Consider the following 25991-nt stretch of genomic DNA (forward strand, 5'->3'; position numbering starts at 1 on the left):
CGGTCACCCCGGTGATGCCCCGCCGGGGCAGGGGCCACGCGACGGTTCCGCCCGCCGGTGGTCGGCCCGCGGGCGCGGGCCGCCGCGCATGGTGCGCCGCGGCGGCCTGAAGACGGACACGATAGCTTCCGCTGTCCGGGGGCCACAGTGGGCCGGGCCATGATTTTGGCGGGTTCATCAGCAGCGGGGAAGCGTGACGTCCGGCACACTGGTCGATTGGCCGACGGGAGGGTTACGCCCCGGCGACGGGGGGCAGACTTCCGGCCCACCCGGCTGCCCCGTACGGGGCCGATGCTGCAAGATGAGGCCGTGCATCCCGCCGACATGCCCTCCGCCGACACCCCCGACCCCTCGTCCATGCGCGCGCACTACCGCGCCGAGGGAATCGCCGAGTCCGATCTCGCCGCGAGCCCCTATGACCAGTTCGGGCGCTGGTTCAAGGACGCGGCCGTAGCCGGGCTGCACGAGCCGAACGCCATGGTCGTCTCGACGGCGGACGCCGCCGGGCGGCCCAGTTCAAGGACCGTGCTCCTGAAGGCATTCGACGAGCGCGGCTTCGTCTTCTTCACCAACTACACCAGCCGCAAAGGCCGTGACCTGGCCGAGAACCCGTACATCTCGCTGCTGTTCCCCTGGCACTCGCTGGCCCGCCAGGTCATCGTGACCGGCACCGCCGAACGCATCGGCCGGGACGAGACCGCCGCCTATTTCCGCACCCGCCCGCACGGCTCCCAGCTGGGTGCCTGGGCCAGCAACCAGTCCGCGCCGGTCGAATCCCGCGAAGAACTGGAGCGCTCCTACGCGGAGTTGGCGGCCCGCTATCCGGAGAGCGAGCAGGTGCCGGCGCCCCCGCACTGGGGCGGCTACCGCGTCACCGCCGAGTCGATCGAGTTCTGGCAGGGCCGGCTCAACCGCCTCCACGACCGGCTGCGGTACGTCCACGAGGGTGCGCCCGGGGCCGGCCGGTGGCGGGTGGAGCGCCTCGCGCCCTGACGGGACGGGACGGGCGGGCGGTGTGCGCGGCGGCGATGGGGGCCGCGCACGCAGACGACCCGCGGGCTGGTTCCTCCGCGCTCGGTGGCGCGAAGGGCCGGTCGGACGAACCGGCAGCCCGCGGGTCGGGTGACTGCTTGGGATTGGGCCGGCTGCGCATCTGCAGTATGCGCGGTTCCGGCGCTGCACTCCGGTGAAGCGACGGGCTGCTAGCCCGCAGCCACCTCACACGTCCGGTGCGAAATCATCTGCCGAACCACCTCCCTTCTCGTGTGCCCCATACGTTAGGAATCTGCCCGGCACCGCACAACCGGTTTTCTTCGGAGCCGGAACTCACCGGGCGGGGATTTCCGCGAATCGGGTGTGTTCCACGTCACGTTCCAGTTGAATGACCCCACGTGGAGCACGTGCGGCCGCGTTCGTAAGGGGTGCCAGTGACTGCCTCGTCAGCTTCTTCTGCCTCGTCTGCCTCGTCGTCGCAGCAGCCTGCGTCCGCCGGCCCGCCCGGCTCGGCGAACGAACCCGGGCAGGCGGCCGCCGGGCCCCCGCGGGCCGCCGCGGACACCGAACCCGACCGGCCCCCGGACGCCGACGACTCCGGGCTGCTCGCCGCCCTCCTGGACGGCATGGACGCCGCCCTGATGGCCTTCGCCGCCGACGGGACGGTCACCCACTGGAACCACGAGGCTGAACGCATCCTGGGCTGGACCGCCGAGGAGGCGGTCGGACGCCGCGGCCTGACGGGCTGGGCGGTCCGCGCGGAGGACGCGGACGGCGTGCGGGCCGCACTGGACACCGCGATGCGCGCCCCCGGCCGCCAGGTGCACGACTTCGCCCTCCTGGCCAAGGACGGCCACCGCGTCCTGGTCCGCACCCAGTCCTCCGCGGTGCGCGCTCCCGACGGGCGGGTCGCCGGGGCGTACTGTGCCTTCGGCGAGTCGCACACCCAGCTCGACCTGGAACGGGCGGTGGCGCTCAGCGAGGCGCTCTTCGAGGACGCCACCTGGGGCGTGGTGCTGATCGACGCCGACCTGCGGCCCGCGGTCGTCAACGCGCACGCCGCCCGCACCTTCGGGATGAGCCGTACCGCGCTGCTGGGCCGCCCGCTGGGCGACGTCCTGGCCCAAGGGGTCGAGGAGTTGGAGGGCGCCCTCCAGCACGTCCTGTCCGAGGGCCCGCCGCCGGCGATCAGCGAACTGTGGGTGACGCCGCGGGACGGGGAGTCCGAACTCCCGCGCCGCTGCTGGCGCAGCGGCTTCATCCGGCTGGCCTCACCGCTGGCGGAGGAGCCCGTTCCGCTCGGCGTCGCCTGGCTCTTCCAGGACATCACCGACGCCAAGCGGACCGAACAGGACGGCTCCCTGCTGCGCTTCCGCGCCCACCAGTTGCACCGCGCGGGCCGGGCCGCCGCCGAGTGCCCGGACCCGGCCGAGGCCGCCGCGGTCCACCTCGACTTCGCGCTGGCGGGCTTCGCCGACCACGCCCTGGTCGATCTCGCCGGCACCCCGGCCCCGGCCCCGTACGGCGCGGTGGACGCGGACGCCGAGTGGGACGCGGACCCGGCGCCCACCGGCGACGGCCCCGGCGCGGGGAGCGCCGCCGCGGCCGGCGGGCCGGGGGCCGCGGACCGGGCGCCGCGGCTGGTGCGGGCGCTGGCCTCCCCGGCGGGCGTGCCCGGCCCCTCGGAGGCCGTACCGGTGACCGGCATCCCGGTGGCCTACGTACCGGGCCATCCGGCGCTCCAGGCGTATGCGCGGCGCGGCTCGGTGCGGGCCAGCGCCGGCCAGGCCCCCGCCGAGGGCTGGGCCGCCATCCGCAACTGGCCGGACGGCACGGTGCACGGGCTGTGCGTGGTGCTCCGCAGCCGGGGCCGCACCGTCGGGGTCGCCACCTTCCTGCGGACGCCCGCCCGCCGCCCCTTCGACCGCGCGGACGCCGACTACGCCGAGGAGGTCGCCGCCCGGATCGCCGCGGCCCTGGACCTCGCGGGGGCGGCGGGGGCGTGAGGCGGGCCGGCGCGCACGGGCGGGCGGGAGACCGGCCCCGCGCCGCCGCCGGCCGCTCCGCCTCAGTGCCGGTAGAAGATCCGGTCCGCGTACCCCCGCATCACCCGGTCGTTCCACTCGTGCCCGCCGTCCACGTTGCCCGAGCGCAGCAGCGGCGGCTGCCCGCCGCGCTCGGCGAGCGCACCGGCCGCGGTCGCCACCACGGCCTGCATGATCGCGCTGGTGACGACCGTCGAGGCGGGGGCGAACGGCGCCTCGATGCCGGGCAGCGTCAGCTCCGCGTCGCCCACCGGGATCCGGCTGTCCAGCACGATGTCGCAGTGGTCCTTGAGGTACGTCCCCGAGCTGTGCCGGGACCGGGTCTCGTCCGCGTAGGCCACCGACGTCAGGCCGATGACCTTGATGCCGAGCGCCCGCGCGTTGATCGCCATCTCGACGGGCAGCGCGTTCCGCCCGGAGAGCGAGATGACCACCAGCACGTCGCCGCGCTCCAACGGACTGGTGTCCAGCACCGCCCCGGCCAGCCCGTCGACCCGCTCCAGTGCGCTGCCCAGCGTCGCCGGCCGGACGTCCACCCCGACGACCCCGGGGACCGACAGCAGGTTCATGATCGCCAGGCCGCCGGCGCGGTACACGGTGTCCTGCGCCGGCAGCGACGAGTGCCCGGCCCCGAAGGAGAAGACCCGGCCGCCCGCCGCGACGGTGTCCGCGATCAGCTGTCCGGCCGCGCTGATCCGGTCCCCCTCCGCGTCGCGGACCTGCCGCAACAGGTCGATCGCGGCGTCGAAGTACCGCCCGGCCAGCCCCTCGCTCCGGTCGCTCTCAGCCATGGCCGCGGGCCCCTCTCATCGCGTCTGGGTGGGATCTGCGGCGGGCCGGCACCGGTCGTCGGCGCCCGGCCGCCGCCTCGTGGATCAGTGGCCCGGATCACGTTGCGGTCTGGACCAGTGCGCTGTCAATACGCCGGGCAACGCGCCCGTCGAACCGTCCGCGGAGCGTCCGCTGCGCGGACGAGGACGCACCGTTGTCGGTGGGATGCGTCAGAATTGAATCCAGGGCCACCGCACGACATATCGAGGGGCACGCATGTCCGGACTGATCGACACCACGGAGATGTATCTCCGCACCATCCTCGAACTGGAAGAGGAGGGTGTGGTCCCCATGCGCGCCCGCATCGCGGAGCGGCTGGAGCAGAGCGGCCCGACGGTCAGCCAGACCGTGGCGCGCATGGAGCGAGACGGCCTGCTGACGGTGGCGGGCGACCGGCACCTGGAGCTGACCGAGGAGGGCCGCCGACTGGCGACGCGGGTGATGCGCAAGCACCGCCTCGCCGAGTGCCTGCTCGTCGATGTCATCGGGCTGGAGTGGGAGCAGGTGCACGCCGAGGCGTGCCGCTGGGAGCACGTGATGAGCGAGGCGGTGGAGCGCCGCGTCCTGGAACTGCTGCGCCACCCCACGGAGTCCCCGTACGGCAACCCGATCCCGGGCCTGGAGGAGCTGGGCGAGAAGGCCGAGGCCGATCCGTTCCTCGACGCCGGCATGGTGAGCCTGATGGATCTGGACGCCGGCTCCGACGGCAAGACGGCCGTGGTGCGCCGGATCGGCGAGCCCATCCAGGCCGACGCCCAGCTGATGTACACGCTGCGGCGGGCCGGGGTGCAGCCGGGCGCGGTGGTCAGCGTGACCGAGTCCCCGGCCGGGGTGCTGGTCGGCAGCAGCGGCGAGGCCGCCGAGCTGGACGCCGAGATCGCCAGCCACGTCTTCGTCGCCAAGCGCTGAGCCCCGCGCCACCGCGCGCTGAGCCCCGCGTCACCGTGCGCTGAGCCCCGCGCCGCCGGGCGCTGAGCGGCGCACGACCCGCGCGGCATCGACCGCCGGCACATTCCTGCTCTCCGCCGACCTCCCCACGAGCCCGCTGAGCTGCGCCGATGCGCACGCCGGCGGGCTCGTCAACTTTCGGTGCGATGAACGGTCTTGTGCGAATCCGTGCGGATCGGCCGGTCTCGTGTCACTCTGGCGCTGACGCATGGCCATGCGTCGTCACTCCCGCGTGATGCGCTGACGGCCGAGGGGGCTGGGATGCGTCCAGTGGTTCCGGTCGAGGACGGTCAGGGCCCCGGCGCTGCGAGCAGCCGGGGCCCTGCCTCCCCATGTCCCCCCGTCACGACCCGGAGCCCCGAGCTCTCAGGGTCGTTCCCCACGGGCCCCCTTCCCGGAAGGGCCCGCCTCCCGGCAGATGTCTCCCCGTGGTGGGCGTGGCCAATCCCGCAGCAAGGTCACTCGAAAGTGGGGTGTTGGGCGCGGCAGCGATCCGTTCGAATATAGGTTCGATAGTGTGGGGCGTGCGGGGCCGGTCAGGGGAAGATTGGGGGTGCCAGGGCACATGGTGCGGCGTATCGATGTGACGGGATCCGGCGGTGTGCGGCTCGCGGCCTGGGAATTCACCGACCCGCCCAAGAGCGGCGGCGGGCTGGAGGAGCGCGGGCGGCGCCCCGGTGTGCTGTTGCTCCACGGCCTGATGGGACGCGCCTCGCACTGGGCGGACACCGCCCGCCGGCTGAGCGCGGTGCACCGCGCGGTCGCCCTCGACCAGCGCGGCCACGGCCGCAGCGAGAAGCCCCTTGAGGGCCCCCTGGACCGCACCGCCTACGTCGAGGACGCCATCGCCGCCCTTGAGCAGTTGGAGCTGGGCCCGGCCGCCCTGGTCGGCCATGCCATGGGAGCCCTGACGGCCTGGCAGGTGGCGGCCAGACGCCCGGACCTGGTCAGCGCGCTGGTGATCTGCGATATGCGGGCCTCGGCGCTCGGGGCGGCCTCGCAGCGCGAGTGGGCGGAGTGGTTCCGCTCCTGGCCGGTGCCGTTCGCCACCCTCGGGGACGTCCGCAAGTGGTTCGGGGAGGACGATCCGACCCTGGAGCGTCCCCGGCCGGCCCGCGGGGAGTTCTTCGCCGAGGTGATGGCCGAGCGCGCCGACGGCTGGCGCCCGGTCTTCTCCCGCCGCCAGATGCTCAGCGCCCGCGAGACCTGGGTGTACGACGCCCACTGGGAGGAGCTCGCCCAGGTCGCCTGCCCCACCCTCGTCGTCCGCGGCCTCGACGCCGAACTGGGCCGCGCCGAGGCCCAGGAGATGGTCCGGGTGCTGCCCCGCGGCGAGTACGCCGAGATCCCCGAAGCCGGCCATCTGCTGCCCTGGGAGCAGCCCGACGCCTGGTGCCGGGCCATCGAGCCGTTCCTCGGTGCACTGACGGCCCACCCCTGACCGCCACCGGCCCGTTCGGCACGGCGCTCCCGCGGAGGACCGGCGCCGCCCGGGCCTACGCAACCACCGTGTGAATCAAGCAAATTGACGCCCCGTCGGATCAGGTGACCGACTGCTCCGCGGAGTGGGGCCGGGTGGCTCCGTCGGCCGGCTTTCCGCGCCGCCGACGCGGGCCGTCCTCAGCCGGCGTCGGCGAACTTCCAGACGAGCGGGTCGGCGGCACTCTCGTCGCCCCAGCGGACCTCCAGGGACCTGGCGCCCTTGGGGATCATGTACGTCTGGCAGATGACGTGGCTCTCGCCGACCTGCCAGTTGTCGAAGTCGACCGGGTCCTGGCAGCCGGGAAGGTCGTCCGGGGCGCCGATGAGCATGCCGCCGCGCTGGCCGTCCGCATAGATCTCGGTGCCGTTGGCCACCTTTGCCAGGCCCTTGACGACGGCGGGGCCCTTGTTCGTGTACTTCACATATGCGGTCGCGGGGACCAGGCCATTGGCGGCCTGGACCATTTTCTTCGCCTCGTCCTCGGTTCCGACGTGGACCTTCTGCGCGACGACCTCGTAGGTGATTTTCCCGGACTCTTCCTTGTACTGCCCGGTGCCGCTCTGGCCGGACTCCAGGGCACCGCCGCCGACCGGATCGGTCGGCTTCTCGTCGGTCTTCGCCACGGTGTCCACGGCGTTCTTCCCGGCGTCCGCTCCGGAACCGGTGGCGGAACCCGACGCGTCCTTCTTCCCACCGCAGGCGGTCAGCGCCAGTGCCAGTACGGCAACCGGCGCGGCGGCGCGCAGCCATGCGGTCCTGGTGTGCAGCAAAGCGTTCTCCCGGCTCTTGCTCTCCCCCGTTGCGCAGCACCGTTGCCCAGTGCTCGCGAACGGCTGTGAGAGCGGAGCATAAGAGCGCGCTTTCGCCCGTGTCGAAACGTGGAATGCACGCGTCCGCCGCCTTCTGTTCAGGCGGCTTGGGAGCGTCCCGGTCGATTTACCGTAATTCCTGCAAACCGGCCGGCGGATTCCGCCGCCGGACCTGCCCAATTGGGGCTGAATTCAGCCGCATTGTCGCCTCGTCGCCCTCGAATGGTAATGCCCGGACAAAATTTGTGCGGGGATTCCGCGGTGGGCTCCGCCGCCGGGACGAGCCGGGCGAGGGTGCCGCGGGACGGAGGCGCTCCGTCCCGCGGGGCCGGCCCGGTCAGGGCAACGTGCGGGTGAAGTCGCCGCGTTGCACCCGGACGGTGAGCGAGTCGCCGGCCAGCAGGGAGCCGTAGCCGGTGGCGGCCCAGAGGCTCTGCTCCGCCGGCACTTCGAAGTACGGGACCACATGGCCGTCCAGACGGTCCGTGAGGACCTCCGGCGCGCGACGGGCGCGGACCGCGCGGAGGCAGGTGTCGCAGGCGGCGACGCGGAGTTGTTCCCGGCGGCCCAGCGGCCGCCAGGGTATGCGGCGGGCGGCGGGGCCGTGGAGCGGGTGGAAGAAGCACAGCGGCAGCGCGGCCGGGGCGGGGGAGAGCGCCGCGCGCCCCTCGGCCACCAGCGCGAACACGCCCGCCAGGTCCGGGACACCGCGTGCGCGGTCCAGCACCGTGCCGGCCGCGGCATAGGCGTCCAGGGCGCGCTCGACGGCCGCCGGATCGCCGGTGGCGGCACGGGACTCCTCGCCGAGCCGCACCACCTCCTCGCCGGCCCGCTCGCGCAGCCCGTCCTCATCGGCCTTGTGCGCGGCGGCGAAGACCGACCGGGGCAGCGCGAACGGCGTCCCGAAGTCCCGCAGTCGCGAGCGGCGCCGCAGCAGGAGCCAGCCCGCGGCGACCACCAGCACCGGACCGGCGGCCAGCGCCACGATCCGCACGACCGGGGAAGTCGCCTGCCCCGTGGGGGACTTCGGCGTGCCGCTGCCCGACGGCCTGCTGCTCGGCGTGCCGAGGTGGGCGGTGAGCCGCTGGTAGACCTGGTCGCCGTTGCCGGCCTTGATGACGTCGATGGCCCGGGAGATCCGCTTGGCCAGCCCGGCGCCCTTCATCGAGTCGTCGAAGTAGACCGAGGCGGCGGCGTTCTCCGCCTGGTGGGAGTGGGTGGGCCAGGCGCGGGCCTCGATGTCGTCGGTGAAGCCCCCCGGGGTGATGAGGATGGCCGGGCCGCCCCCCATCCGGTCGTGCACCACCTCGGTCAGCTGCTCCGGCTTGCCGGCCCAGTTGTCCCCCTCGACCAGCGGGACCAGGACGACCCGGATCGGCAGGTGGCTCTGCTGGATCTGCTGCACCAGTGCCCGCTGGTCGGCCGCGTCGACCGCCGCGGAGAGGGACGGGTCGACGTACACCGGTGAGGTGCGCAGCGCGTCGGCGATCTTCTGTCCCGGGCTCTGCGCGGCCGCGGCGGGCCCCGCGGCGGCGCAGAGCAGCGCGGCGGAGGCCGCGCCGACGGCAAGGACGGACCGCAGCGAACGGCGGTGACGAAGGTCATTGGACACCGAAGGACTCCCGTACCTCGCGGGTGAGTTGGTCTGTGCCGGCGCCCTTGGCGAGCGCTGCCAGCGGACCGGGATGGACCGGATAGGGGCTGTAGCCCCGGCGTCCGGAACCGTCCGAACCGTAGAGCCGCAGCATCTCGCCGGGCGTCTCCTGGCACGCCGCGCACACCGGCCGCGGAAGCGGCTTGCGGCTGCCGGCGGGGCGCTTCGCCGTCTGCCCGGCGGCCGCGCCGTGCAGCGGGTTGCGGTGGCAGACATGCGTCGCGGCGGACGGCTCCCGGGCCGCGGTCCGGCCGACCCGCGCGAGCGTGATCGCGCAGGCGAGGCCGGCGGGGGTGGCGTCGTCGTCGATGCGGCCGTCGCTGTCGCCGTCGATCAGCAGCGCGGCGGCGTCCAGGCACTCCCAGGCCCGCCGCCGGGCCTCCTCCGGCAGATCACCGGCCGACTCCAACTCGGCGGTGAGCGCGGCGAGTTCCTGTCGCGCGGTGCGCCGCAGCCAGGACTGCCGGGGCTCGACCGGCGCCGCCGCTTCGGCCATCGCCCGGGCACCCCGGCGGCCCAGCCGCGCAACGATCGCCCACACCGCCACCACCAGCCCGAAGAGCAGCAGCGCGGCGAGTGCGCCGATGAACAGCCCGGGGTGGAAGTCCCCGGTGAACAGGCCGGGCAGCTTCTGCTGGGCGAGGAGGTACTTCGCGGGCAACGGCGGCAACGGCTCGCCGGCCGTCCTGGACGTCGGCGCCTTGGCGACGGAGGCGAGCAGTCTGTCCAGGCACGGGCCGAGCGTGCTCGCGTCGCGGTAGCCGGCCGCGGGCTCGCGGGACGCGCCGTAGAGGGCGCTGGTGTCCACACGGGTGCCGTAGTTGACGACCGAGAGGGAGCCGCTCGGCAAGTCGGCGATCACGAACAGGGCGTCGCGGTGCAACCGGTTGTGCAGCGACTCGGCCAGCAGGTCCGCGTTGCCGCCGGACTCGTCGTCCGGCGAACTGGGCAGGGCGGCGATCAGGACGGGGACCGGCAGGGACCCGAGCCGCTCGTGCAACTGGGCGCGCTGGGCGGAGTCCAGGGGGGACTGGCTCTCGGGATCGACGTACAGCGGGTCGTGCCGCAGGCCCTCGGCGACCCGGTCGACACGGGTCCGCAGATCGGCGGCGGTCGGCACCGAGCCGTCGCCCGTGCTGGTGTCGGAGAAGACCCGCGAGGCGGTGAAGGCCAGCAGTCCGGCGAGCACCAGAGCGCCGAGCGGCAGCAGCCATCCGCGGCGCGGCGCGGACCCGGGCCCGGGCCCGCCGACCGCCGTGGCCGGACCGCCCTTCACGGAGCGGCCGTTCTTCTGGGTGCGGCCGTTCTTCGCCGTGCCGTCCTTCCGCTTGCCGTCCTTTGCTCCGCCCGCCGGGCCGGGGACGTCGGGCCGGCGGCGGACCCGGCGTCGGCGCAGCGCGTGGCTGGTGATCAGCAACGCGCTCAGCGGCACTCCGGCGACCACGGTGCCGGTCAGGAAGCTCTGGTTCTCCCGGTCGGTCTGCGTGGTGTGCAGGGTGGGCGGTTCGTGGGTGTTGTACGCGCCGCCGTAGGTGGCGCGGGCGGCCTCGGCGCGCCGGTGGGCCTGCCCCGAGGTGAGCACATCGACGAAGTGCCGGAACACCTCACGGGGCGTGGCGTCGTAGGGCAGTTCGTACAAGGTGGCGGTCTTGGCGTCCGCGGCGCCCGGCAGGCTCACGCCGTAGGTCTGCACATCGGACAGGCCCGACTCGGACACCGTGACGTACAGCCCCTTGCGGCCCAGGCGGTCGTGGATCCCGGCGAGCAGACCGGAGCCCATGCCCCCGGAGGAGGCGGACGGCAGGACGAGGACGTACGCCGGCACGTGCAGCCGCTTCGCTTCCGCGGCGAAGGCGGGGGCCGTCGAGCGCGGCACCACGCGCGGCATCTGATCGCTGATGTAGACCGGGTCGTGCCGAAGTTGCCCGGCGAGATAGGCGGACTGGCTCGCGGTGTCCGGCCCCGCGGGCGCGGCCTGCGCCGCACCGGCGGTGAACAGCACCGCCAACCACCCCAGCACCAGCACCATTCCGGCGTGCCGCACCGCCCCCACCACCCCTCGTTCGCGTTCTCGCCATGACGCTACAGCGCTTGTACGCCGGCCGGGGAACCCTGTGGATAACGTCCGGGCAAAGCCGGTGACCTGCGGTGTGACCTGCGGTGTGGCCTGGGGTTTTGCCGGGCGGGGCGCCCGTGCCGCCGCTCTGTGCGGTGGGTGCCGGGGCGGCTTTGCGGCGCCCCGCCCCACGACCCCCGTCCCGCAACCCCCGCCCCCTACCGCCGCCGCGGCAGCAACAGCGCCGGGAGCACGGCGAGAGCCACCAGCGCCACCGCCCAGCCATACGTGTGCTGGAAGGCGTCGGCCAGTTGGGGCGCGAGGGGCCGTACCGCGGCCGCCGGCAGGGCGTGAACGGCCTCCAGGCCGCCGGAGAGCGAGCCGGGGAGGCGGTCGGCCATCGCACCGGCCAGCAGGACGGACATCAGCGCCCCGCCCACCGAGGAGGCGAGCTGCGGAACGATCGTCAAGGTCGTCGAGGCGGCCGGGATGCGGTCGCCGTCGATGCGCCGGGTCGCCGCGGCGATGGTCGGCATGATCGTCATCCCGACGCCGACGCCCATCACGGCGAGCGCGGCCATCAGCACCGCGTACGGGGTGTCGGCGGCCACCTGGGTGGTGAAGGTGAGGAAGCCGGTGGCGGCCAGCGCCACGCCCGTGGGCACGAGTCTGCCCGGTGCCACCTTGTCGCCGAGCCGGCCGGCGAACTGCATCGTGATGCCGGTGGCCAGCACCTGCGGAATGCCCAGCAGTCCGGCGCCGGTCGCGCTCTGGCCGCGGACGACCTGGTAGTAGAGCGGCAGCAGCAGCATCGAGCCGAAGTAGCCGCCGGTGAACAGCGCCAGGGTGGCGACCGCCGTGCCGAACGGCCGGTGCCGCAGCAGCCGCAGGTCGAGCAGCGGCTCGGCCGCGGTCAGGGCGCGGACCACGAAGGCGGCCACGAGGACGGCCCCGAGCAGGGGCGGCAGCAGCGCGGCGGGGGAGGTGAAGGCGTGCCGTTCGGCGCCGGTGCTCAGCCCGTAGATCAGCAGCGCGAGACCGGGGGAGAGGGTCAGCAGGCCGGGCACGTCGAGCCGGCGGGTGGGCTGCGGGGTGTCCCGGGGGAAGAGGCGGGCGCCGAGCAGGAGGGTGAGGAGGCCGATCGGGATGTTGATCAGGAAGATCCAGCGCCAGGAGACCTGGTCGACCAGGTAGCCGCCCAGGACGGGGCCGATCAACGGGCCGACGAGGACGGGGATGCCGAGGATGCTCATGATCCGGCCGCGGTGCGCCGGGTCGGAGGCCCGGATCAGGATGGTCATGCCGACCGGCGACACGGCGCCGCCGGCCAGCCCCTGGAGCACCCGGAAGGCGATCAGCGACTCGGTGTTCCAGGCGAGCCCGGCCAGCGCGGACCCGAGGGCGAACGCGCCGATCGCCAGCAAGTACAGGCGCTTGGTGCCGAACCGCCCGATCGCCCAGGCGGTGAGCGGGATGACGGCGGCCAGCGCGAGTGTGTAGCCGGTGACCACCCACTGGATGGCCGCCAACGGTGCGTGGAAGTCCGTGGAGAGCCGGTTGAGCGCGACGTTCACGACCGTGGTGTCCAGCACGGTCATCAGGGAGCCCAGCACCACGACGGAGGCGAGGGCGGCGATACGGGGAGTCCGGCCGCCGCTTCGCGCGGGCCGGTCGCCGGGGTCCGGCCGGCGGCCGGGCGGACCCGCCCCGTCGGCCCCGGGGGCGGCAACGGCGGCGGTGGCGGAGGAGGAGGCGGAGGCGGAGGCCGGGCCGGGAACCCGAGCAGAGGTCGGCGGCATGGGTAACTCCCGTAGTGGAGAGACGAGTCGGGGTGCCGACCCGTTCACCGGCCGGCACCCCATACCCTCAAACCTCAACCAAACTTGATGTCAAGCGGTCGAGGTCGGCCCCGAGGGCCGTCGCGTCACCCCTTGCTGACCGCCGCCAGGATCTCCGGCAGCCGCGCCACCACCCGGGGAGCCGCCAGCCGCAGCCCCAGCGTCGCGATGCCCACTCCGTACACCGCGCCGACCGGCAGCAGCACCCACAACAGGCTCTGCAGGCCCGCCACATGGAGCCAGATGGTCAGCCCCAGCAGCGGCGAGGTCAACACCGCGGCCGTCAGGAAGCCGCCGAACAGGCTGATCCAGGCGATCCCGGCCTGGCCGGGCGCCACGCTCTTGTTGCCCTCCGACGGGATGGAGTACGGGAACAGCGCCGACGCCATCGCCCCGGTGGCGAGCAGCCCGCCCAGGAGGCCCAACGAGAGCCCGTAGACCTGGAAGAAGGCCGACCACGGGCCGATGAACGCGGCGGAGCCGACGACGACCAGCGTGACGTACGGGACGGCCACCAGTGCCAGGCTCAGCGCCCGCGCCCGCAGCTCCTCGAAGGCGTCCCGCGGGGTGGAGATCGTCGAGGCGACCATCCAGAACGCCGAGGTGTCCTGGCCGAACTGGTTGTACATCTGCATGCCGAGCAGCGCGGACGCCGAGAAGGAGCTGTAGATGCTGCCGTTGCCCTGGGCGGCGTAGACGATCGGCAGCAGCAGGCCGATGCCGAGCGCCATCGCCCAGGACATCTTCGACTTCGGATCGCGCCAGGCGTAGCGCAGCGTCCGCAGCATCACCGTGCCGGTCCGCCCGCCGGGCAGCAGCCGCGCGAGCCCGAGCTCCTCGCCGCCGGTCCGGCGCGCGCTGTCCTTCTCCACGGCCTGGAGGGTGGAGGAGTCCGGCGACGTCATCAGGGCGGTCAGGGTCCGCTGCCACCACCACAGGATCAGCGCCAGGGCCAGCACCGTCAGCGCCAGGCCGGCGGCGGCGCGCCCGTAGGCGCCGTGCCCGGCGTCCTCCACGGCGCCGAGCGCGGCGGCCGGCGGCACCCAGCGCAGCACCCCGCCCAGCGGCTCCAATACGGACAGGCCGTCCGGGCGGCCCAGTTGCTGGGCCGCGATGTTGACGACCTGGGCGCCGAGCGCGATGAACAGACCGCCCAGCACGGCGAGGTCGCGGCCCCGGCGGCTGGTCAGCAGCCGCGTCGAGGAGGTGGCCACGGCCCGCGCCAGGGCGACGCACACCAGCACCACCAGGACGACGGCCAGGGCGCCGACGAGCGCGGCGGCCGCCCCGTCCGCGACCGCGATCACCGCGCCGGTCACCAGGGCGAGCGTGGTGATCGGGCCGACGCCGACCAGCGACGTCACCAGCAGCGCACGGATCAGCGGCCGGGGCCGCAACGGCAGCATCACCAGCCGGGTCGGGTCGAGGGTCTCGTCACCGGTGGGGAAGAACAGCGGCATCACCGCCCAGCCCAGGGTGAGCATCCCGATGAGGACGACGGCCAGCGTCCCGGCGTGCGGATTGCCGCGCAGCGCCACCAGGCCGAGGACGGCGGCGGCGGCGAAGACCAGGCCGGCGGCGGCCGAGACGACGTAGGCCGCGGTGCGTCCGGGGGACTGGCGCAGGCCGTTGCGCAGCAGCGTCAGCTTCAGTCGGACGAAGACCGGGACCAGTGAGGAGGAGGGGGTGGCGGTGGCTTCGGTGCTCATCGGGCGCCGCCGCCCAGCCAGTCGAGGTTCTGCCCGGCGGCGCGGCCGTTCGCGCCGACCAGTTCGAGGAACGCGTTCTGGAGCGAGGGCGCCGCGCCGCGCACCTCGGCGACCGGGCCCTGTGCGCGGATCCGCCCGGCGGCCATCACCGCGACCCAGTCGCAGAGCGACTCGACCAGCTCCATCACATGGCTGGAGAAGATCACCGTCGCCCCGGAGGAGGTGTAGCGCTCCAGGACGCCGCGGATGGTCTGCGCGGACACCGGGTCGACGCCCTCGAAGGGCTCGTCCAGGAAGAGGATCTCCGGGTTGTGCAGCAGCGCGGCGGCCAGCCCGATCTTCTTGCGCATGCCCGTGGAGTAGTCCACGACGAGCTTGTGCTGCGAGCCGGACAGGTCGAGCACGTCCAGCAGCTGGCCGGCCCGCTTGTCCACCTCGGCGCCCGGAAGGCCGCGCAACCTGCCTATGTAGGCGAGGAGTTCCCGCCCGGAGAGCCGCTCGAACAGGCGCAGGCCCTCGGGCAGCACACCGATCCGGGACTTGACCGCCACCGGGTCCCGCCAGACGTCGTGCCCGCCGATCTCGACCAGACCGGAGTCCGGCCGCAGCAGGCCCGTCACCATGGAGAGCGTGGTGGTCTTGCCCGCGCCGTTGGGGCCGACCAGGCCGATGAAGTGGCCCGCGGGCAGCGTCAGGTCGATGCCGTGGACCGCGGTCTGCTCACCGAACCTCTTCCACAGGCCCTCGATGCGGACCGCGGGCGGGCCGCTCACGGCACCGCCCCGGGTCGCGACGGACCCGTCCTGCTCTTGCTTCTTCTCCAGTTCGCCGGCCACGGCCTGCCCTTCGACGTCCCCGCAGGGGCCGGGTCGTGGCCCCCGTCCGACATCCCACGATACGGGCAGGCACTGACAAACCGCCTCGGCACCGCGTCAGCGGGTGCGAAGTGCCGCCGCGTCGCACGCGCAGGCATACGCCAGCGGGCTGATGAGCTCTTCCGCGTCCGGCAGCCAGCGGTTGCTGGCGGTGGGGCGGCGCGCCCACTGCACCGCGCCGTGCGACCCCACCCGGGTCGGCGGCGCGGCGATGTACTCGCCCTCGCCGCGGCAGATCAGGTCCAGGGCGGCCGGGGCCCAGCCGAGGTTCCGCACCAGGTCGGGGACCTTCGCGGAGGCACCGGGGAGGACGAGGAAGAGCATCCGGCGGTCGGGGGTGCGGGTCACCGGGCCGAGGGCCACGCCCAGCCGCTCCATCCGGGCCAGCGCCAGGCAGCCCGCCATCTCGGGAACGTCGAGGGCCTCGAAGGTCCGGCCCGTCGGCAGCAGGATCGAGGCCCGCGGATGCCTGCCCCACATCCGGCGGACCGCGGTGGCGCTGCCGGTGGCCGTGCCGGCCCAGCCCGGCGCGATCGGATGGGCGCCGGGCTGGGGGCAGTTGACGGTGTCGCACGAGCAGCGCGGCCGGTCGCCGTCGTGCTCCAGCCATGCGCCGGGGAACACCTCCCAATGGCGCTCCTCCGCGTAACGCACCGCAGTGTCGATGAGTTGCTCGCCGCGCTGCTTGGGGATCTGCGGGGCTCCTGTGACTCCGATGGTCTCTTCCACGGAGATGACAACTCCCCTTGTCACCAAGGGTTACGGCCGAATGGGTGACTGCCCCGGCGCACCGTTCCAGCACGTGGGGCGCATGGATGCACCAGTGGGGGCGCGTGTGCGGATGGGGCCCGGGGAGCGGGTAGCCACCTGCGTGACGGGCGGAGAGGCCGCCCGGCGGTCGGTCGCGGAGCACCAGGGGAGCCCTGCGCCGCGACGCCGCGACCGGTGCACGGACACCGCGCGCCACCCTCCTCGTGGACCAGCCCTTCCCAGTGCGGACTTCAGGACGCCGCGCTCCGCACGACGATGCACGGGCATCGGGCGCATCGCACGTATACCCGGGCATCCACTGCGAAGTGCGTCTCCCTGGCTCGTACCGCGCATATCCCGGATGTCTCGGATATCCGGGATATGTACGGGGAATTGATCACGAGGACGGCGTTCGCCGGTGAACGCGCAGCAGCAGTACAGGGGGTACACACCATGGCCGCCAGGCCACTCGTCGCGCGCCAGCCCAATGAACGGCTGCAGGCGCTCATCCAGGAAGCCGGCTGCTCCAACGCGGGGCTGGCCCGCCGCGTCAACATGTGCGGCGCGGAACACGGCCTCGACCTGCGCTACGACAAGACCTCCGTGGCCCGTTGGCTGCGGGGACAGCAACCACGGGGCCGTGCGCCGGCCGTCATCGCCGAGGCGCTGGGCCGCAAACTGGGCCGCACGGTCACCATCGACGAGATCGGGATGGCCGACGGGAAGAACCTCGCGTCCGGGGTGGGGCTGCAGTTCTCGCCGACCGTCCTGGGCGCCATCGAGCAGGTCTGCGAGCTGTGGCGCAGCGACGTCGGGCGGCGGGACTTCCTCAACGGGTCCACGGTCGCCGCCTCCGCGCTGGTCGAACCCAGCCGGGACTGGCTGATCACCGGGGCGGACAGCCAGGTGTCCCGCAACGCCGGTGCCCGGGTGGGCGTTTCGGACGTCGCAGCCGTACGGGCCATGACCTCGGCGCTCAGCGAACTGGACCACCGCTTCGGCGCCGGACACGTCCGGCCGGTCGTCGTGCACTACCTCAACAGCGTCGTCTCGGGGCTGCTGGCGGGGTCGTACCGCGAGGCGGTGGGGCGGGAACTCTTCGCCGCGGTGGCCCGGTTGACGGAGCTGGGCGGCTACATGGCCGTCGACACCGGGCAGCCGGGCCTGGCGCAGCGCTACTACATCCAGGCGCTGCGGCTGGCGCAGGCGGCCGGCGACCGCGGCTACGGCGGCTACGTACTGGCCGCCAGCATGAGCCACCTGGCCGCGTCCCTGGGCAATCCGCGGGAGATCGCCCAGCTGGCCCGGGCCGCCCAGGAGGGTGCGCGGGGGCAGGTCACACCCAGGGCGGAGGCGATGTTCTTCGCCGCGGAGGCGCGCGGCCACGCCCTGTTGGGCGACGCCCGGGCCTTCCAGTCGGTGGCGGGCCGTGCGCTCTCCGCGATGGAGCGCGCCGACGCGGCCGCCGACACGGGCGACGACCCGGACTGGATCGCCCATTTCGACCCGGCCTACCTCGCCGACGAACTGGCCCACTGCCACCGCGACTTGGGGCAGCCGGCCCCGGCCGCGCAGCGCGCGCAGGAGGCGCTGGACGGGCATCCGGTGGGCCGGGCGCGCCGCCGCGCCATCGGGCTGGTGCTGCTGGCCAGCGCCCAGGTGCAGCAGCGGGAGGTCGAGTTGGCGTGCCATACGGGGACCCAGGCGATCGAGCTGCTGGGCGGGGTGCGCTCGGACCGCGGTGCGGAGTATCTGGAGGACTTCCGGCAACGTCTGGAGCCGTATCAGGACGAACCCGTCGTAAGGGAATTCACCGCACGGATGGAACTCCGCGCCGCCGCGGCGTGACAAACGCCTCAAGAGCCGTGACGACGGAGGCCGGCGAACGGGCGGAAGGAGGAAGGGGCCGAGGCGCTTTCGGCCGTGCGCTGCCGGGGCGGGCCGGGTTTCCGGCCCGCCCGCCGCACGCTCGACGGCACCGGTGCCGCTCCGGGCCGGGGACCGGGGCGGTGACCAGGACACATGGTCGAACGTTGCTGCGAACCGGTAGCGTGCAGCCGACGATTCCATAGGTCTGCACGATGGTAGGAGTCCCGGTGACGCAGAGCGGACAGGGTCACGAACCGCAGAATTCTGCGGCCGGCCCGGCCAGGGAGGGCATAGTCATGCCCGCCGGCGGCGGTGACGCATGGGCGCCCGACCAGCAGGCCGCACCCCCCGCCGGGCAGCCGTGGGGCCAGCCCTGGGGACCCGGCCAGCAGCCGCCGGCGGGCCAGCCCGCCGGCGCGCCGGGCGGGCCGCAGCCCTACGGCCAGGTCCCGGCGCCGGGCTACCCGGCCGCGCCGCACCCGGCGCAGGCCCCGGCCCCGCAGGGCGCCGCACCGCTCCCGCAGCCCGCCGCGCAGCAGCAGCCGCTGCCGCCGCAGAACCAGGGCTTCCCGCCGGCGCCCCAGGGGCAGCCGCAGATGCCGCAGATGCCGTCCCAGGCACCCCAGCAGCCGTCCCCGGCGCCCCAGGCGGGCCCGCCGGCCGCCGGACCGCTGCCGCCGTCCACCACGGACTCCGAGGCGACCGCCGCCATCCCCTTCGGCGGCCGGCCGGACCAGCCCGCGCCCGGCGCCCTGCCGCCGCAGCACACCCCGTACGCCGGGCAGCCCCCGGCCGCGTCCGGTGAACTGGTCCGCGCGACCCCGCAGGCCGGCGCCCCGCTGCCGCCCGTCGCGGGCGAGGCCGACGCGACCACGCTCCTGCCGCCGATAGCCGGCGGCGCCGGTGTCCCGGGCGCGGCCCCGCTGCCGCCCGAGGCGACCGCCGCCCCGCCGGTCGGTGACGCGGCCACCCAGATGCTGCGGCCGATCAAGGCCCACCAGGGGCCGCCGCAGCCCGGTCGGCCCATGCCGCAGTCCCAGCCGATGCCCGGCACCAACGGCTCCGAGGCCACCCAGCTGATCCCGCCGGTCGGCGGTGCCCCCGGCGCCGGGATGCCCACCCCGCCGCCCGGCATGCCGTTCGGCGCCCCGCCCGGTGGGCCCGGGGACCGGCCCACGCCCGCCGAGTTCGACGGCCTGTTCCGGGACGGACCGGCCGCCCCGGGTGCGGTACCCGCCCCCGACGCCACCGCGCAACTGCCGCGCTTCGACGACCAGGCCCGCCCGCCGTACGGCCAACAGGCCGGCCCCGGCGGCCCGTTCGTCCCCGGTGGCGGACAGGACCAGTACGCCTCCTACGAGGAGAGCGGCGGCGGCCGCCGCAAGATCCCCGCGGCCGCGATCGTCGGCGCGATCGTGGTCGCGCTGGCCGGCGTCGGCCTCGGCGTCGGCTGGGCGCTCAGCGGCGGCGGTGACGACGCCGGCCAGAAGAAGAAGGACCCCGGCACCAGTACGGCCAAGTCGGCCAAGGACGACGCGTCCAAGCCGGCCGGCAGCTCGGCCGACGACCCGGCCGCGGGCCAGGCCAAGGCGCTGGACGCGCTGCTCGCGGACAGCAACAACAGCCGTTCCGCGGTGATCAGCGCCGTCCAGAACATCAAGAGCTGCACCAACCTCGACGGCGCCGCCAACGACCTGCGGTCCGCCGCCGGGCAGCGCAACGACCTGGTCAAGCGGCTCCAGCAGCTCCCCGTGGACAAGGTCCCGAACAACGCCCAGCTGACCGCCGCGCTGACCAAGGCATGGCAGTCCTCGGCCGCCGCCGACAACCACTACGCGGCCTGGGCCGACAAGGCCGCCGGCAAGGGCGGCTGCGACAAGGGCCACGCCAAGGGCGGCAAGGAGCCCGCCCAGGGGAACGCGGCCAGCGGCGCGGCCACCCAGGCCAAGCAGCAGGCGGCCGGCCTGTGGAACCCGGTCGCGCAGAAGTACGGCCTCCGGGAGCACCAGCCCGAGCAGCTGTGAGCACCGCGGGCGGCCGCGGGCGGGTCAGCTGCCGTCCGTGTGCCGGCGCTCCAGCGTCCTGGTGACGTCGACGAACCCGTCCTGGGCGGCGACCAGTTCGCCGTGCCGGACGACCTGGTACGTCACGTCCGCGTTGATGATCCGCGGGAAGTCCGTGACGGCCAGCATGTCGTCGTCGCGCCAGCGCAGCTTGGGCGTCAGGCCGCCGGTGTCGACGGCCTGGTCGCCGCGGTCCAGCGCGGTCTGCAGGGCGTGCGCGGTGATGTCCGTCACGCCCTTGTCGGCCAGCTGCCGGATCACCGCGTCCAGCACGGTGTAGGCGATCCAGGTCGTCTGGACGCCCTGGTCGGCCGGGTCCACGCGGTTGTCGTCGAACGCCTCCTGGGTGATCACCCGGCGCATCGGCAGCCACCGCGGATCACCGGGCACCGGGTACCAACCGGTGACGTCCGCGCCCTCCAGCGGGCCGGAGGCGCCGCCGCCGCGGTCGACCATCGACTGGTCGACGCTGCCCAGGACCGATCCGACCTGCACCTTGGGCCGGGATTCCTGGAGGCGCCGGAAGGCGTCGAAGAAGGTGTCGGCGTTGTCGCCCAGCGAGGCGGCCACGCAGGAGCCGGTGGCCTCCCCGCCGGCCTTCGCCGTCCCGTAGACCGCGGGGTCCGCGCCCACCGCGTCCAGGGCGGCGGCCACCTGCGGCGAGTAGTCGGTGGCGGCCTCGGGCGCCTTGACGTCCGCGGCCCGGTTCCGGCTGCCCCCGGTGCCCGCACCGGCTCCACCGGAGCGGCCCACGCCGCGCCCGCTGCTGAGCCCGGCGTCGAGCAGGCCGGGCATCTGGTCGCCCTGGATGGTGTCCGGGCGGACCAGCGCCACCCGCCGGCAGTCCGACGCCAACTGGCGGCCGTTCCCGGCCAGGAGGGCGGCCTGGCCGCCGTTGACGGGGTAGGACAGCGGGCTGGCGAACTCCTCGGCGGAGGCGCCGTACCCGCCGATGAACGGGATGCCCGCCACCTCCAGCGGGGACATGAACGAGCGGCCCCACTGGCTGTACGAGCCGACCACCGCGACCGCCCCGGCGTCCACCGCGCGCTGCGCGCACCGCGTGGCCTCCGCCGAGTCGTTGTGCTCGTTGCAGGTGAGGACCTTCAGGGGGTGGCCGGCGATCCCGCCGCGGGAGTTGACCCAGCGGGCGTACGCCTGCGCCATGGCCGGCATTCCGGGCATGTTGGTGGTGCGGGTGCCCTCGGGGGCCCAGGTCATCACCGTGACCGGCTCCTTCTCCCCGGAGCCCGCTCCGGGGAGGGAGCCGCAGCCGGACAGCAGCGACGCGATGACCGCCGTGCACGCCGCCGCGGTGGTCGCGGAAGCGCGTGGGAAGGGGCGGGGGGAGGAGCGTCGCCGTCCGGTCATGGCCCCGCAGCCTGCCGTTCCGGCCGGAACGCGTGCGTGACATCCGGGCAACGGACGGTGACGTCGCGGTGAACTCCGGGGGGCCGATCGAGATCAATCGGGAGGAACGTACGATCGCATGCTGTGCAAGGTTCGGAGAAGTCTTCCCGTCGCGGCCGCCGCTCGACCACCATGGGCGGTATGCCGTTCTCTGACATGCCGTGGTGGCGCTGGCGCAGCAACGTGCGCTCCGCGCTGCACATGCTCTCCGACCCCGTCTTCCAGCAGCACACCTGGCTGGCCGGCCGTCCCGGGTACGGAGACGTCACCGACGCCGTCTACCGGCTCGTCGAGGACACCTGGCTCGACAACTGGTCCGCCGAGAAGTACGTCGGCACGGTCTTCCGCGACACCCAGGAAGCCCAGCTGGTCGACCTCGCCGTCCTCCGGGTGCTGCGCATCATGCACCAGGTCGGGGCGGACGCCCCGGTCACCGCCTATATGGAGCACCCCGGCTGGCCCGACGCCGTACGGGCGGCCCGGGAGGCGCACGTCCACCTGGCCACCGCGGACGGCGAGGACCCGGACACCGCCCCGCACTCCCTCGAAGCGCTGGCCGTCCTGACCGGCGCCCTCCAGCCCCCGGTGTGACCGCGCCCCGGGCGTCGCGGTTCGACCTGCTCGACGGATATGCGACCCTATGAGGTCATGAGCGAGTCGCAGCCCACCCAGCCCGGTCAGCACGATCACAACGATCAGTACGTCCTCACCCTGTCCTGCCCGGACAAGCAGGGGATCGTGCACGCCGTGTCCAGCTATCTGTTCATCACCGGCTGCAACATCGAGGACAGTCAGCAGTACGGCGACCGGGACTCCGGGCTGTTCTTCATGCGGGTCCACTTCACCGCGGAGGCGCCGATCGACGTCGAGAAGCTGCGGGCCAGCTTCGCGGCGGTGGGCGACTCCTTCAGCATGGACTGGCAGATCCACCGGGCCGACGAGAAGATGCGGGTCGTCCTGATGGTGTCCAAGTTCGGGCACTGCCTGAACGACCTGCTGTTCCGCTCCCGGATCGGGGCGCTGCCGGTCGAGATCGCGGCCGTGGTCTCCAACCACACCGAGTTCGCCGAGCTGGTCGGCTCGTACGGCATCCCCTTCCAGCACATCCCGGTCACCCGGGACACCAAGGCCCAGGCCGAGGCCCAGCTGCTGGAGCTGGTGGAGAAGGAGCGGGTCGAACTGGTGGTGCTGGCCCGCTACATGCAGGTCCTCTCCGACGACCTCTGCAAGGCCCTGTCCGGCCGGGTCATCAACATCCACCACTCCTTCCTGCCGAGCTTCAAGGGCGCCCGGCCCTACCACCAGGCGCACGCCCGCGGCGTCAAGCTCATCGGCGCCACCGCGCACTACGTGACCGCGGACCTCGACGAGGGCCCGATCATCGAGCAGGAGGTCGAGCGGGTCGGCCACGAGGTCACCCCGGACCAGCTCGTGGCGATCGGCCGCGACGTGGAGTGCCAGGCGCTGGCGCGGGCCGTGAAGTGGCACAGCGAGCGCCGGGTGCTGCTCAACGGCACCCGGACGGTCGTCTTCGCCTGACCCGGGCGACCGCCCGCGGCACTCGACCCGGGCGGTCGCGCACGGCCGCGGCGCGATGCCCCGTGCCGCGGCGGTACGCGGCGGCGGGACGCCTCACAGGCGGGACAGTGCCGCCGTCGCGAACAGCACCTCGCGGATCGCCTCGCGCTCCCCCTTCTGCCCCACCGCGGTCTCCTCCGGCGAGATGTGCCCGGCGGCCAGCTGGCAGAACTCGTCGCTGTCCAACGCGATGTGGGCGACGGTGTGGTCGGGCGAGCCGACCGCCCCGGGGGAGTCCAGGGCTATGTACCAGTCCCCGCCGCCGCAGCCCTCGACCTCCAGATGGAGCGAACGGCCCGGGGCGCCCGCGGCGACCAGCCGCTGCGCCGGCGCGGCCAGCCCGGCCTGCCGCCGCTGGGCGAGGGTGCCGGGCAGCAGCCGGGCCGCCAGGTCGACGAGCAGGTGGAGGTGGCCGGCGGCCGGTGGCTTGTACGGATAGTCCACCGCTTCGGCGATGTCCCCGGCGTGCACCCAGGTCTCGAAGGCGCGGTCCAGGAACGCGTCGCGCAGCGCGAGGCTGAACTTGCCGTAGGGGACGGAGAGTTCGGCGACCCCGCCGCCGGCGAACGAGGCCGTCCTGGTCAGCGCCTGGCTCTGCTCGCGCCACGGGTCGTGCGGCGCCCGCGGGTCGGCGTCCTCGTCCAGGGCCTGCCAGTACGCCTCGGTGCGGCGGCGCGGGCCGGGTTGTTCCGGGGCGGCGGTGCCCAGCGGGTCGGGCAGCCCGAGGGCCGTCGCGACCATGCCGTCCACCGCCATCAGATGGCCGATCACCCCGGCGACCGTGGTGCCGCGCTCGACCGGCTCCCGGCCGTCGAACCAGCGCAGCCGCACCGGGGCCCGCCACTCCGCCTCGCCCATGTCACGCAGCAGCGCGTCCAACTTGGCGGCCTCCGCGTCGTACGGCGTCGCCCACTCCGGTACCGGGATGCGTGCCGGCCGGCGGCCCAGGCATCCCTCCAGCACCCGCGACCGCAGCAGCGGGTCGAGATCGAGGCTGTCGGCGGGGTGCAGCAGTCCCACCGCGTCGCGCAGCCGCAGCGCCTCCTCGGCGCAGGCGGCGCAGTCCGTCAGGTGCGCCTCGACGGCCGCCGTCTCCTCCGGCGAGCAGGCGGACAGTGCCCAGGCACCCAGCAGCGACTTGAGCACCTTGTGGGACGGGGCGGCCGGTGGCGGGTGGCGCGGGCCGGTGTCGTCGCCGGTCACGGGGTCGTCATCGCTCTCGTACTCCACAGGGACGTGGTGGGGCGGGACGGGGTCCGGGACGGGGCCGGGCGGTGCGTGCGGGACGCGCGGGACGTCCGGCAGCGGGCCGTGGTCCTCCGCGGCGGGGCGCGGGGACGGTATCCGCGGTCGTTCACCGGGGCCACCGGGGCGCTCGGGGCCGTCCCACTCGTCCGGGCCTCTCACAGCGACCGTCCGTGGCCCGGGCCGGGCGGTGCGGAGTGCGGCGGGCGCGGGGCGTGCGGCCCCCGGGCGGCGCGGCGCATCGGGACGGCCGGCAGGGCCTGGTGGTTGTGGGCGGTGGACAGGAGTTGGAGGCCCAGGCGGAGCCGGCGCCGCGCCTCGTCCTCGGTGACGCCGAGGTCGGCGGCGGTCTGGCGGTAGTCCCGGCGCTGGAAGTACGCCAGTTCCAGGGCCTCGCGCAGCGGGGCGGGCATGGACGTGACGATGTAGTCGGCGCGGGCGGCGGTGGACGCCTCGTGGATCTTCCGCTCCAACTCGCGCTCCGATTCGGCGGTCACGGGTCCCTCCGCGCCCTGGTCGCGCGCCGAGTCGGACTCGGTCTGGCGCAGCCGCTGGACGGCCTGGTGGCGGGTGATCCCGGCCACCCAGGAGCGCAGCGAACCCTGCTTGGGGTCGTAGGAGTCCGGGTGCTCCCAGATGTAGCCGAACACCTCGCGGGTGATGCGGTCGGCGGCGTGCTCGTCGTCCAGGACGCGGTAGGCGAGGCTGTGCACCAGAGAGGCGAAACGGTCGTAGAGCTCACCGAGTGCGGCCGCCTCGCCGCGGGCGAGCCGCTGCTGCATCCGCCTGTCCCAGCGCGGTGGTGCGTCGTGTGCCATGGGACCCCCATCCCTGCCCGTCGCGGCCGGGCTCACACCTCGGCCGGCGCTCCGCGAAGACCTCGGCCGCGCGCCGTGCGGCGACCCCGGCCTCGTGGGGCCCGCGCTCCGTCGGGCCCCCTGCCGTCACTTCCGCCCACTCTCGTACCCCTCCTGCCCCCTTCGCTCACGAACGTCGGGCCGTCACCCGATCCGGCGGCCCGCGCCGCGGACGCCGCGGCGCCGGATGTGCGCACGCCGTGGCGGTGGTCGACCTGTCCTCGAATGTAGTGGGCGGGTACGACAACACAGGCGCCTTTGCGGCAAACCTGGTCAGAAGAGCGTCGCGGATGGTAAAGGCGTGGTGACGTTGTGGCGGATCTGGTGGTGCTTGCCGCTCGAACTGGGTCGGCGCGGACCGTTCATGCCCGTATCACCCCATGTGTTATCCGGGTGTGACCGGTTGCGGGCGAAAACTCGCCGTCCTCTGGGCATAGCCTTGGGGAGGGTCGGCCCGCCGCGCCACGGAATCGAAAGCGTTTCACGGGGGAGAGGCCGGGCAGTCGAGCCGGGAAGGGTGGGTTCCGAATTGCAACCGGGGCACATCCGGTCCGAAAGCGAGCGAAAGGCTTCGAGCGCGTGTCGTTGAAGGTGGCAGAGGACGAAAAGGGCCCGTGGGCCGTACTCCAGGTCTCCGGGGAAATGGACCTGGTCACATCGCCCGCGGTGCGCCAGCACGTGCACGACGCGGTGGCCGACGGCCGGCGGTCCCTGGTCCTCGATCTCTCCGAGGTCCGGTTCTGCGACTCCAGTGGCGTGGGCGTGCTGATCGCCGCCCGCCGGCTGATGCGTTCCTGCCAGGGGCGGCTGCGGCTGATCCTGCCCGCGCAGGGCGCCGTCGACGGCTCGCACGTCAACCGCGTCCTCGCCGCCCTCGGCGTCCGACGGCTCTTCGAGGTCTACCCGGACCTGTCCACCGCGGTGGACGAGGCGGCCGCGCCCCTGTCGGCCTGAGGCGGCCCGTGGCGGCCGGCCGCG

General features: G+C 74.0%; 20 protein-coding genes. 9 read left to right on the forward strand and 11 right to left on the reverse strand.

Annotated elements, in window-relative coordinates; all coding sequences use genetic code 11:
* Nucleotides 1-291 precede the first annotated feature (291 nt).
* Together pdxH and CG747_RS39770 are read left to right on the forward strand one after the other, a co-directional pair.
* Nucleotides 292-993, forward strand: coding sequence for a pyridoxamine 5'-phosphate oxidase (gene pdxH / locus CG747_RS39765; RefSeq protein ID WP_257981042.1), 702 nt, complete (start codon nt 292-294; stop codon nt 991-993).
* Nucleotides 994-1427: 434 nt separating this feature from the next.
* Nucleotides 1428-2999 carry a PAS domain S-box protein gene (locus CG747_RS39770; protein WP_100606762.1) on the forward strand — a complete coding sequence of 524 codons (1572 nt, stop codon included), beginning with the start codon at nt 1428-1430 and terminating at the stop codon, nt 2997-2999.
* A gap of 62 nt (nt 3000-3061) precedes the next feature.
* On the opposite strand, the gene CG747_RS39775 is transcribed toward CG747_RS39770, so the two are convergent.
* A complete protein-coding gene (locus tag CG747_RS39775; RefSeq protein ID WP_100606763.1) occupies nt 3062-3829 on the reverse strand; it encodes an SIS domain-containing protein in 768 nt (255 codons plus the stop codon).
* A 256-nt stretch (nt 3830-4085) separates the two neighbouring features.
* Between CG747_RS39775 and CG747_RS39780 the strand changes: the two genes are divergently transcribed.
* Entirely contained in the window at nt 4086-4778 is a 693-nt protein-coding gene (locus CG747_RS39780) for a metal-dependent transcriptional regulator (RefSeq protein WP_100606764.1), read from the forward strand.
* A 604-nt stretch (nt 4779-5382) separates the two neighbouring features.
* Nucleotides 5383-6258 carry an alpha/beta fold hydrolase gene (locus tag CG747_RS39785; RefSeq protein WP_100606765.1) on the forward strand — a complete coding sequence of 292 codons (876 nt, stop codon included), beginning with the start codon at nt 5383-5385 and terminating at the stop codon, nt 6256-6258.
* Nucleotides 6259-6437: 179 nt separating this feature from the next.
* Here the strand turns inward: CG747_RS39785 and CG747_RS39790 are convergent, their stop codons facing one another.
* The 7 genes from CG747_RS39790 to CG747_RS39820 all read right to left on the reverse strand — a co-directional run bounded on the left by CG747_RS39790 (nt 6438) and on the right by CG747_RS39820 (nt 15970).
* Nucleotides 6438-7070, reverse strand: a complete 633-nt coding sequence (locus tag CG747_RS39790) for a hypothetical protein (protein ID WP_100606766.1) — start codon at nt 7068-7070, stop codon at nt 6438-6440.
* A 376-nt stretch (nt 7071-7446) separates the two neighbouring features.
* Entirely contained in the window at nt 7447-8721 is a 1275-nt protein-coding gene (locus CG747_RS39795; RefSeq protein ID WP_100606767.1) for a hypothetical protein, read from the reverse strand.
* On the reverse strand, nt 8711-10807 hold the full coding sequence (locus tag CG747_RS39800) for a hypothetical protein (protein ID WP_257981043.1): 2097 nt from the start codon (nt 10805-10807) through the stop codon (nt 8711-8713). Before CG747_RS39800 ends, CG747_RS39795 begins: the two co-directional genes overlap by 11 nt.
* Before the next feature lie 230 nt (nt 10808-11037).
* A complete protein-coding gene (locus CG747_RS39805) occupies nt 11038-12618 on the reverse strand; it encodes a DHA2 family efflux MFS transporter permease subunit (RefSeq protein ID WP_100606768.1) in 1581 nt (526 codons plus the stop codon).
* Between the two features lie 125 nt (nt 12619-12743).
* Nucleotides 12744-14366: a transporter gene (locus tag CG747_RS39810; protein ID WP_100606769.1), complete on the reverse strand. Its 1623-nt coding sequence runs from the start codon at nt 14364-14366 to the stop codon at nt 12744-12746.
* Nucleotides 14363-15190 carry an ABC transporter ATP-binding protein gene (locus CG747_RS39815; protein WP_374701878.1) on the reverse strand — a complete coding sequence of 276 codons (828 nt, stop codon included), beginning with the start codon at nt 15188-15190 and terminating at the stop codon, nt 14363-14365. The genes CG747_RS39810 and CG747_RS39815 overlap by 4 nt, the downstream gene beginning before the upstream one ends.
* Before the next feature lie 108 nt (nt 15191-15298).
* Nucleotides 15299-15970 carry a bifunctional DNA primase/polymerase gene (locus CG747_RS39820; RefSeq protein WP_100606771.1) on the reverse strand — a complete coding sequence of 224 codons (672 nt, stop codon included), beginning with the start codon at nt 15968-15970 and terminating at the stop codon, nt 15299-15301.
* A 474-nt stretch (nt 15971-16444) separates the two neighbouring features.
* Between CG747_RS39820 and CG747_RS39825 the strand changes: the two genes are divergently transcribed.
* Nucleotides 16445-17839 carry a transcriptional regulator gene (locus CG747_RS39825; RefSeq protein WP_100606772.1) on the forward strand — a complete coding sequence of 465 codons (1395 nt, stop codon included), beginning with the start codon at nt 16445-16447 and terminating at the stop codon, nt 17837-17839.
* Between the two features lie 317 nt (nt 17840-18156).
* Nucleotides 18157-19884: a hypothetical protein gene (locus CG747_RS39830; protein WP_100606773.1), complete on the forward strand. Its 1728-nt coding sequence runs from the start codon at nt 18157-18159 to the stop codon at nt 19882-19884.
* 24 nt (nt 19885-19908) lie between these two features.
* On the opposite strand, the gene CG747_RS39835 is transcribed toward CG747_RS39830, so the two are convergent.
* A complete protein-coding gene (locus CG747_RS39835) occupies nt 19909-21294 on the reverse strand; it encodes an ABC transporter substrate-binding protein (protein WP_100606774.1) in 1386 nt (461 codons plus the stop codon).
* 171 nt (nt 21295-21465) lie between these two features.
* On the opposite strand from CG747_RS39835, the gene CG747_RS39840 reads away from it, so the two are divergent.
* Nucleotides 21466-21924 (forward strand): hypothetical protein, encoded by a 459-nt coding sequence (locus tag CG747_RS39840; RefSeq protein ID WP_100606775.1) that lies wholly within the window; start codon nt 21466-21468, stop codon nt 21922-21924.
* A 57-nt stretch (nt 21925-21981) separates the two neighbouring features.
* Nucleotides 21982-22872, forward strand: coding sequence for a formyltetrahydrofolate deformylase (purU, locus tag CG747_RS39845; RefSeq protein ID WP_100606776.1), 891 nt, complete (start codon nt 21982-21984; stop codon nt 22870-22872).
* A 93-nt stretch (nt 22873-22965) separates the two neighbouring features.
* Here the strand turns inward: purU and CG747_RS39850 are convergent, their stop codons facing one another.
* Both CG747_RS39850 and CG747_RS39855 read right to left on the reverse strand, forming a co-directional pair.
* On the reverse strand, nt 22966-24318 hold the full coding sequence (locus tag CG747_RS39850) for a zf-HC2 domain-containing protein (protein ID WP_100606777.1): 1353 nt from the start codon (nt 24316-24318) through the stop codon (nt 22966-22968).
* Nucleotides 24315-24974 carry an RNA polymerase sigma factor gene (locus CG747_RS39855; RefSeq protein WP_100606778.1) on the reverse strand — a complete coding sequence of 220 codons (660 nt, stop codon included), beginning with the start codon at nt 24972-24974 and terminating at the stop codon, nt 24315-24317. Before CG747_RS39855 ends, CG747_RS39850 begins: the two co-directional genes overlap by 4 nt.
* Nucleotides 24975-25592: 618 nt before the next feature.
* Here CG747_RS39855 and CG747_RS39860 point away from each other — a divergent pair.
* Nucleotides 25593-25967: an STAS domain-containing protein gene (locus tag CG747_RS39860; RefSeq protein WP_037634995.1), complete on the forward strand. Its 375-nt coding sequence runs from the start codon at nt 25593-25595 to the stop codon at nt 25965-25967.
* The last annotated feature ends 24 nt before the right edge of the window (nt 25968-25991 follow it).

The sequence above is a fragment of the Streptomyces sp. CB02959 genome, assembly GCF_002803155.1.
Classification (GTDB): Bacteria; Actinomycetota; Actinomycetes; order Streptomycetales; family Streptomycetaceae; genus Streptomyces.

What these genes read in the sequence shown, in the direction of transcription:
- purU (WP_100606776.1), top strand. Translation starts at nt 21,982, where the DNA reads ATGAGCGAGTCGCAGCCCACCCAGCCCGGTCAGCACGATCACAACGAT.
- pdxH (WP_257981042.1), top strand. Translation starts at nt 292, where the DNA reads ATGCTGCAAGATGAGGCCGTGCATCCCGCCGACATGCCCTCCGCCGAC.
- CG747_RS39855 (WP_100606778.1), bottom strand. Translation starts at nt 24,974, where the DNA reads ATGGCACACGACGCACCACCGCGCTGGGACAGGCGGATGCAGCAGCGG.
- CG747_RS39780 (WP_100606764.1), top strand. Translation starts at nt 4,086, where the DNA reads ATGTCCGGACTGATCGACACCACGGAGATGTATCTCCGCACCATCCTC.
- CG747_RS39825 (WP_100606772.1), top strand. Translation starts at nt 16,445, where the DNA reads ATGGCCGCCAGGCCACTCGTCGCGCGCCAGCCCAATGAACGGCTGCAG.
- CG747_RS39805 (WP_100606768.1), bottom strand. Translation starts at nt 12,618, where the DNA reads ATGCCGCCGACCTCTGCTCGGGTTCCCGGCCCGGCCTCCGCCTCCGCC.
- CG747_RS39810 (WP_100606769.1), bottom strand. Translation starts at nt 14,366, where the DNA reads ATGAGCACCGAAGCCACCGCCACCCCCTCCTCCTCACTGGTCCCGGTC.
- CG747_RS39840 (WP_100606775.1), top strand. Translation starts at nt 21,466, where the DNA reads ATGGGCGGTATGCCGTTCTCTGACATGCCGTGGTGGCGCTGGCGCAGC.
- CG747_RS39785 (WP_100606765.1), top strand. Translation starts at nt 5,383, where the DNA reads ATGGTGCGGCGTATCGATGTGACGGGATCCGGCGGTGTGCGGCTCGCG.
- CG747_RS39835 (WP_100606774.1), bottom strand. Translation starts at nt 21,294, where the DNA reads ATGACCGGACGGCGACGCTCCTCCCCCCGCCCCTTCCCACGCGCTTCC.
- CG747_RS39775 (WP_100606763.1), bottom strand. Translation starts at nt 3,829, where the DNA reads ATGGCTGAGAGCGACCGGAGCGAGGGGCTGGCCGGGCGGTACTTCGAC.
- CG747_RS39830 (WP_100606773.1), top strand. Translation starts at nt 18,157, where the DNA reads ATGCCCGCCGGCGGCGGTGACGCATGGGCGCCCGACCAGCAGGCCGCA.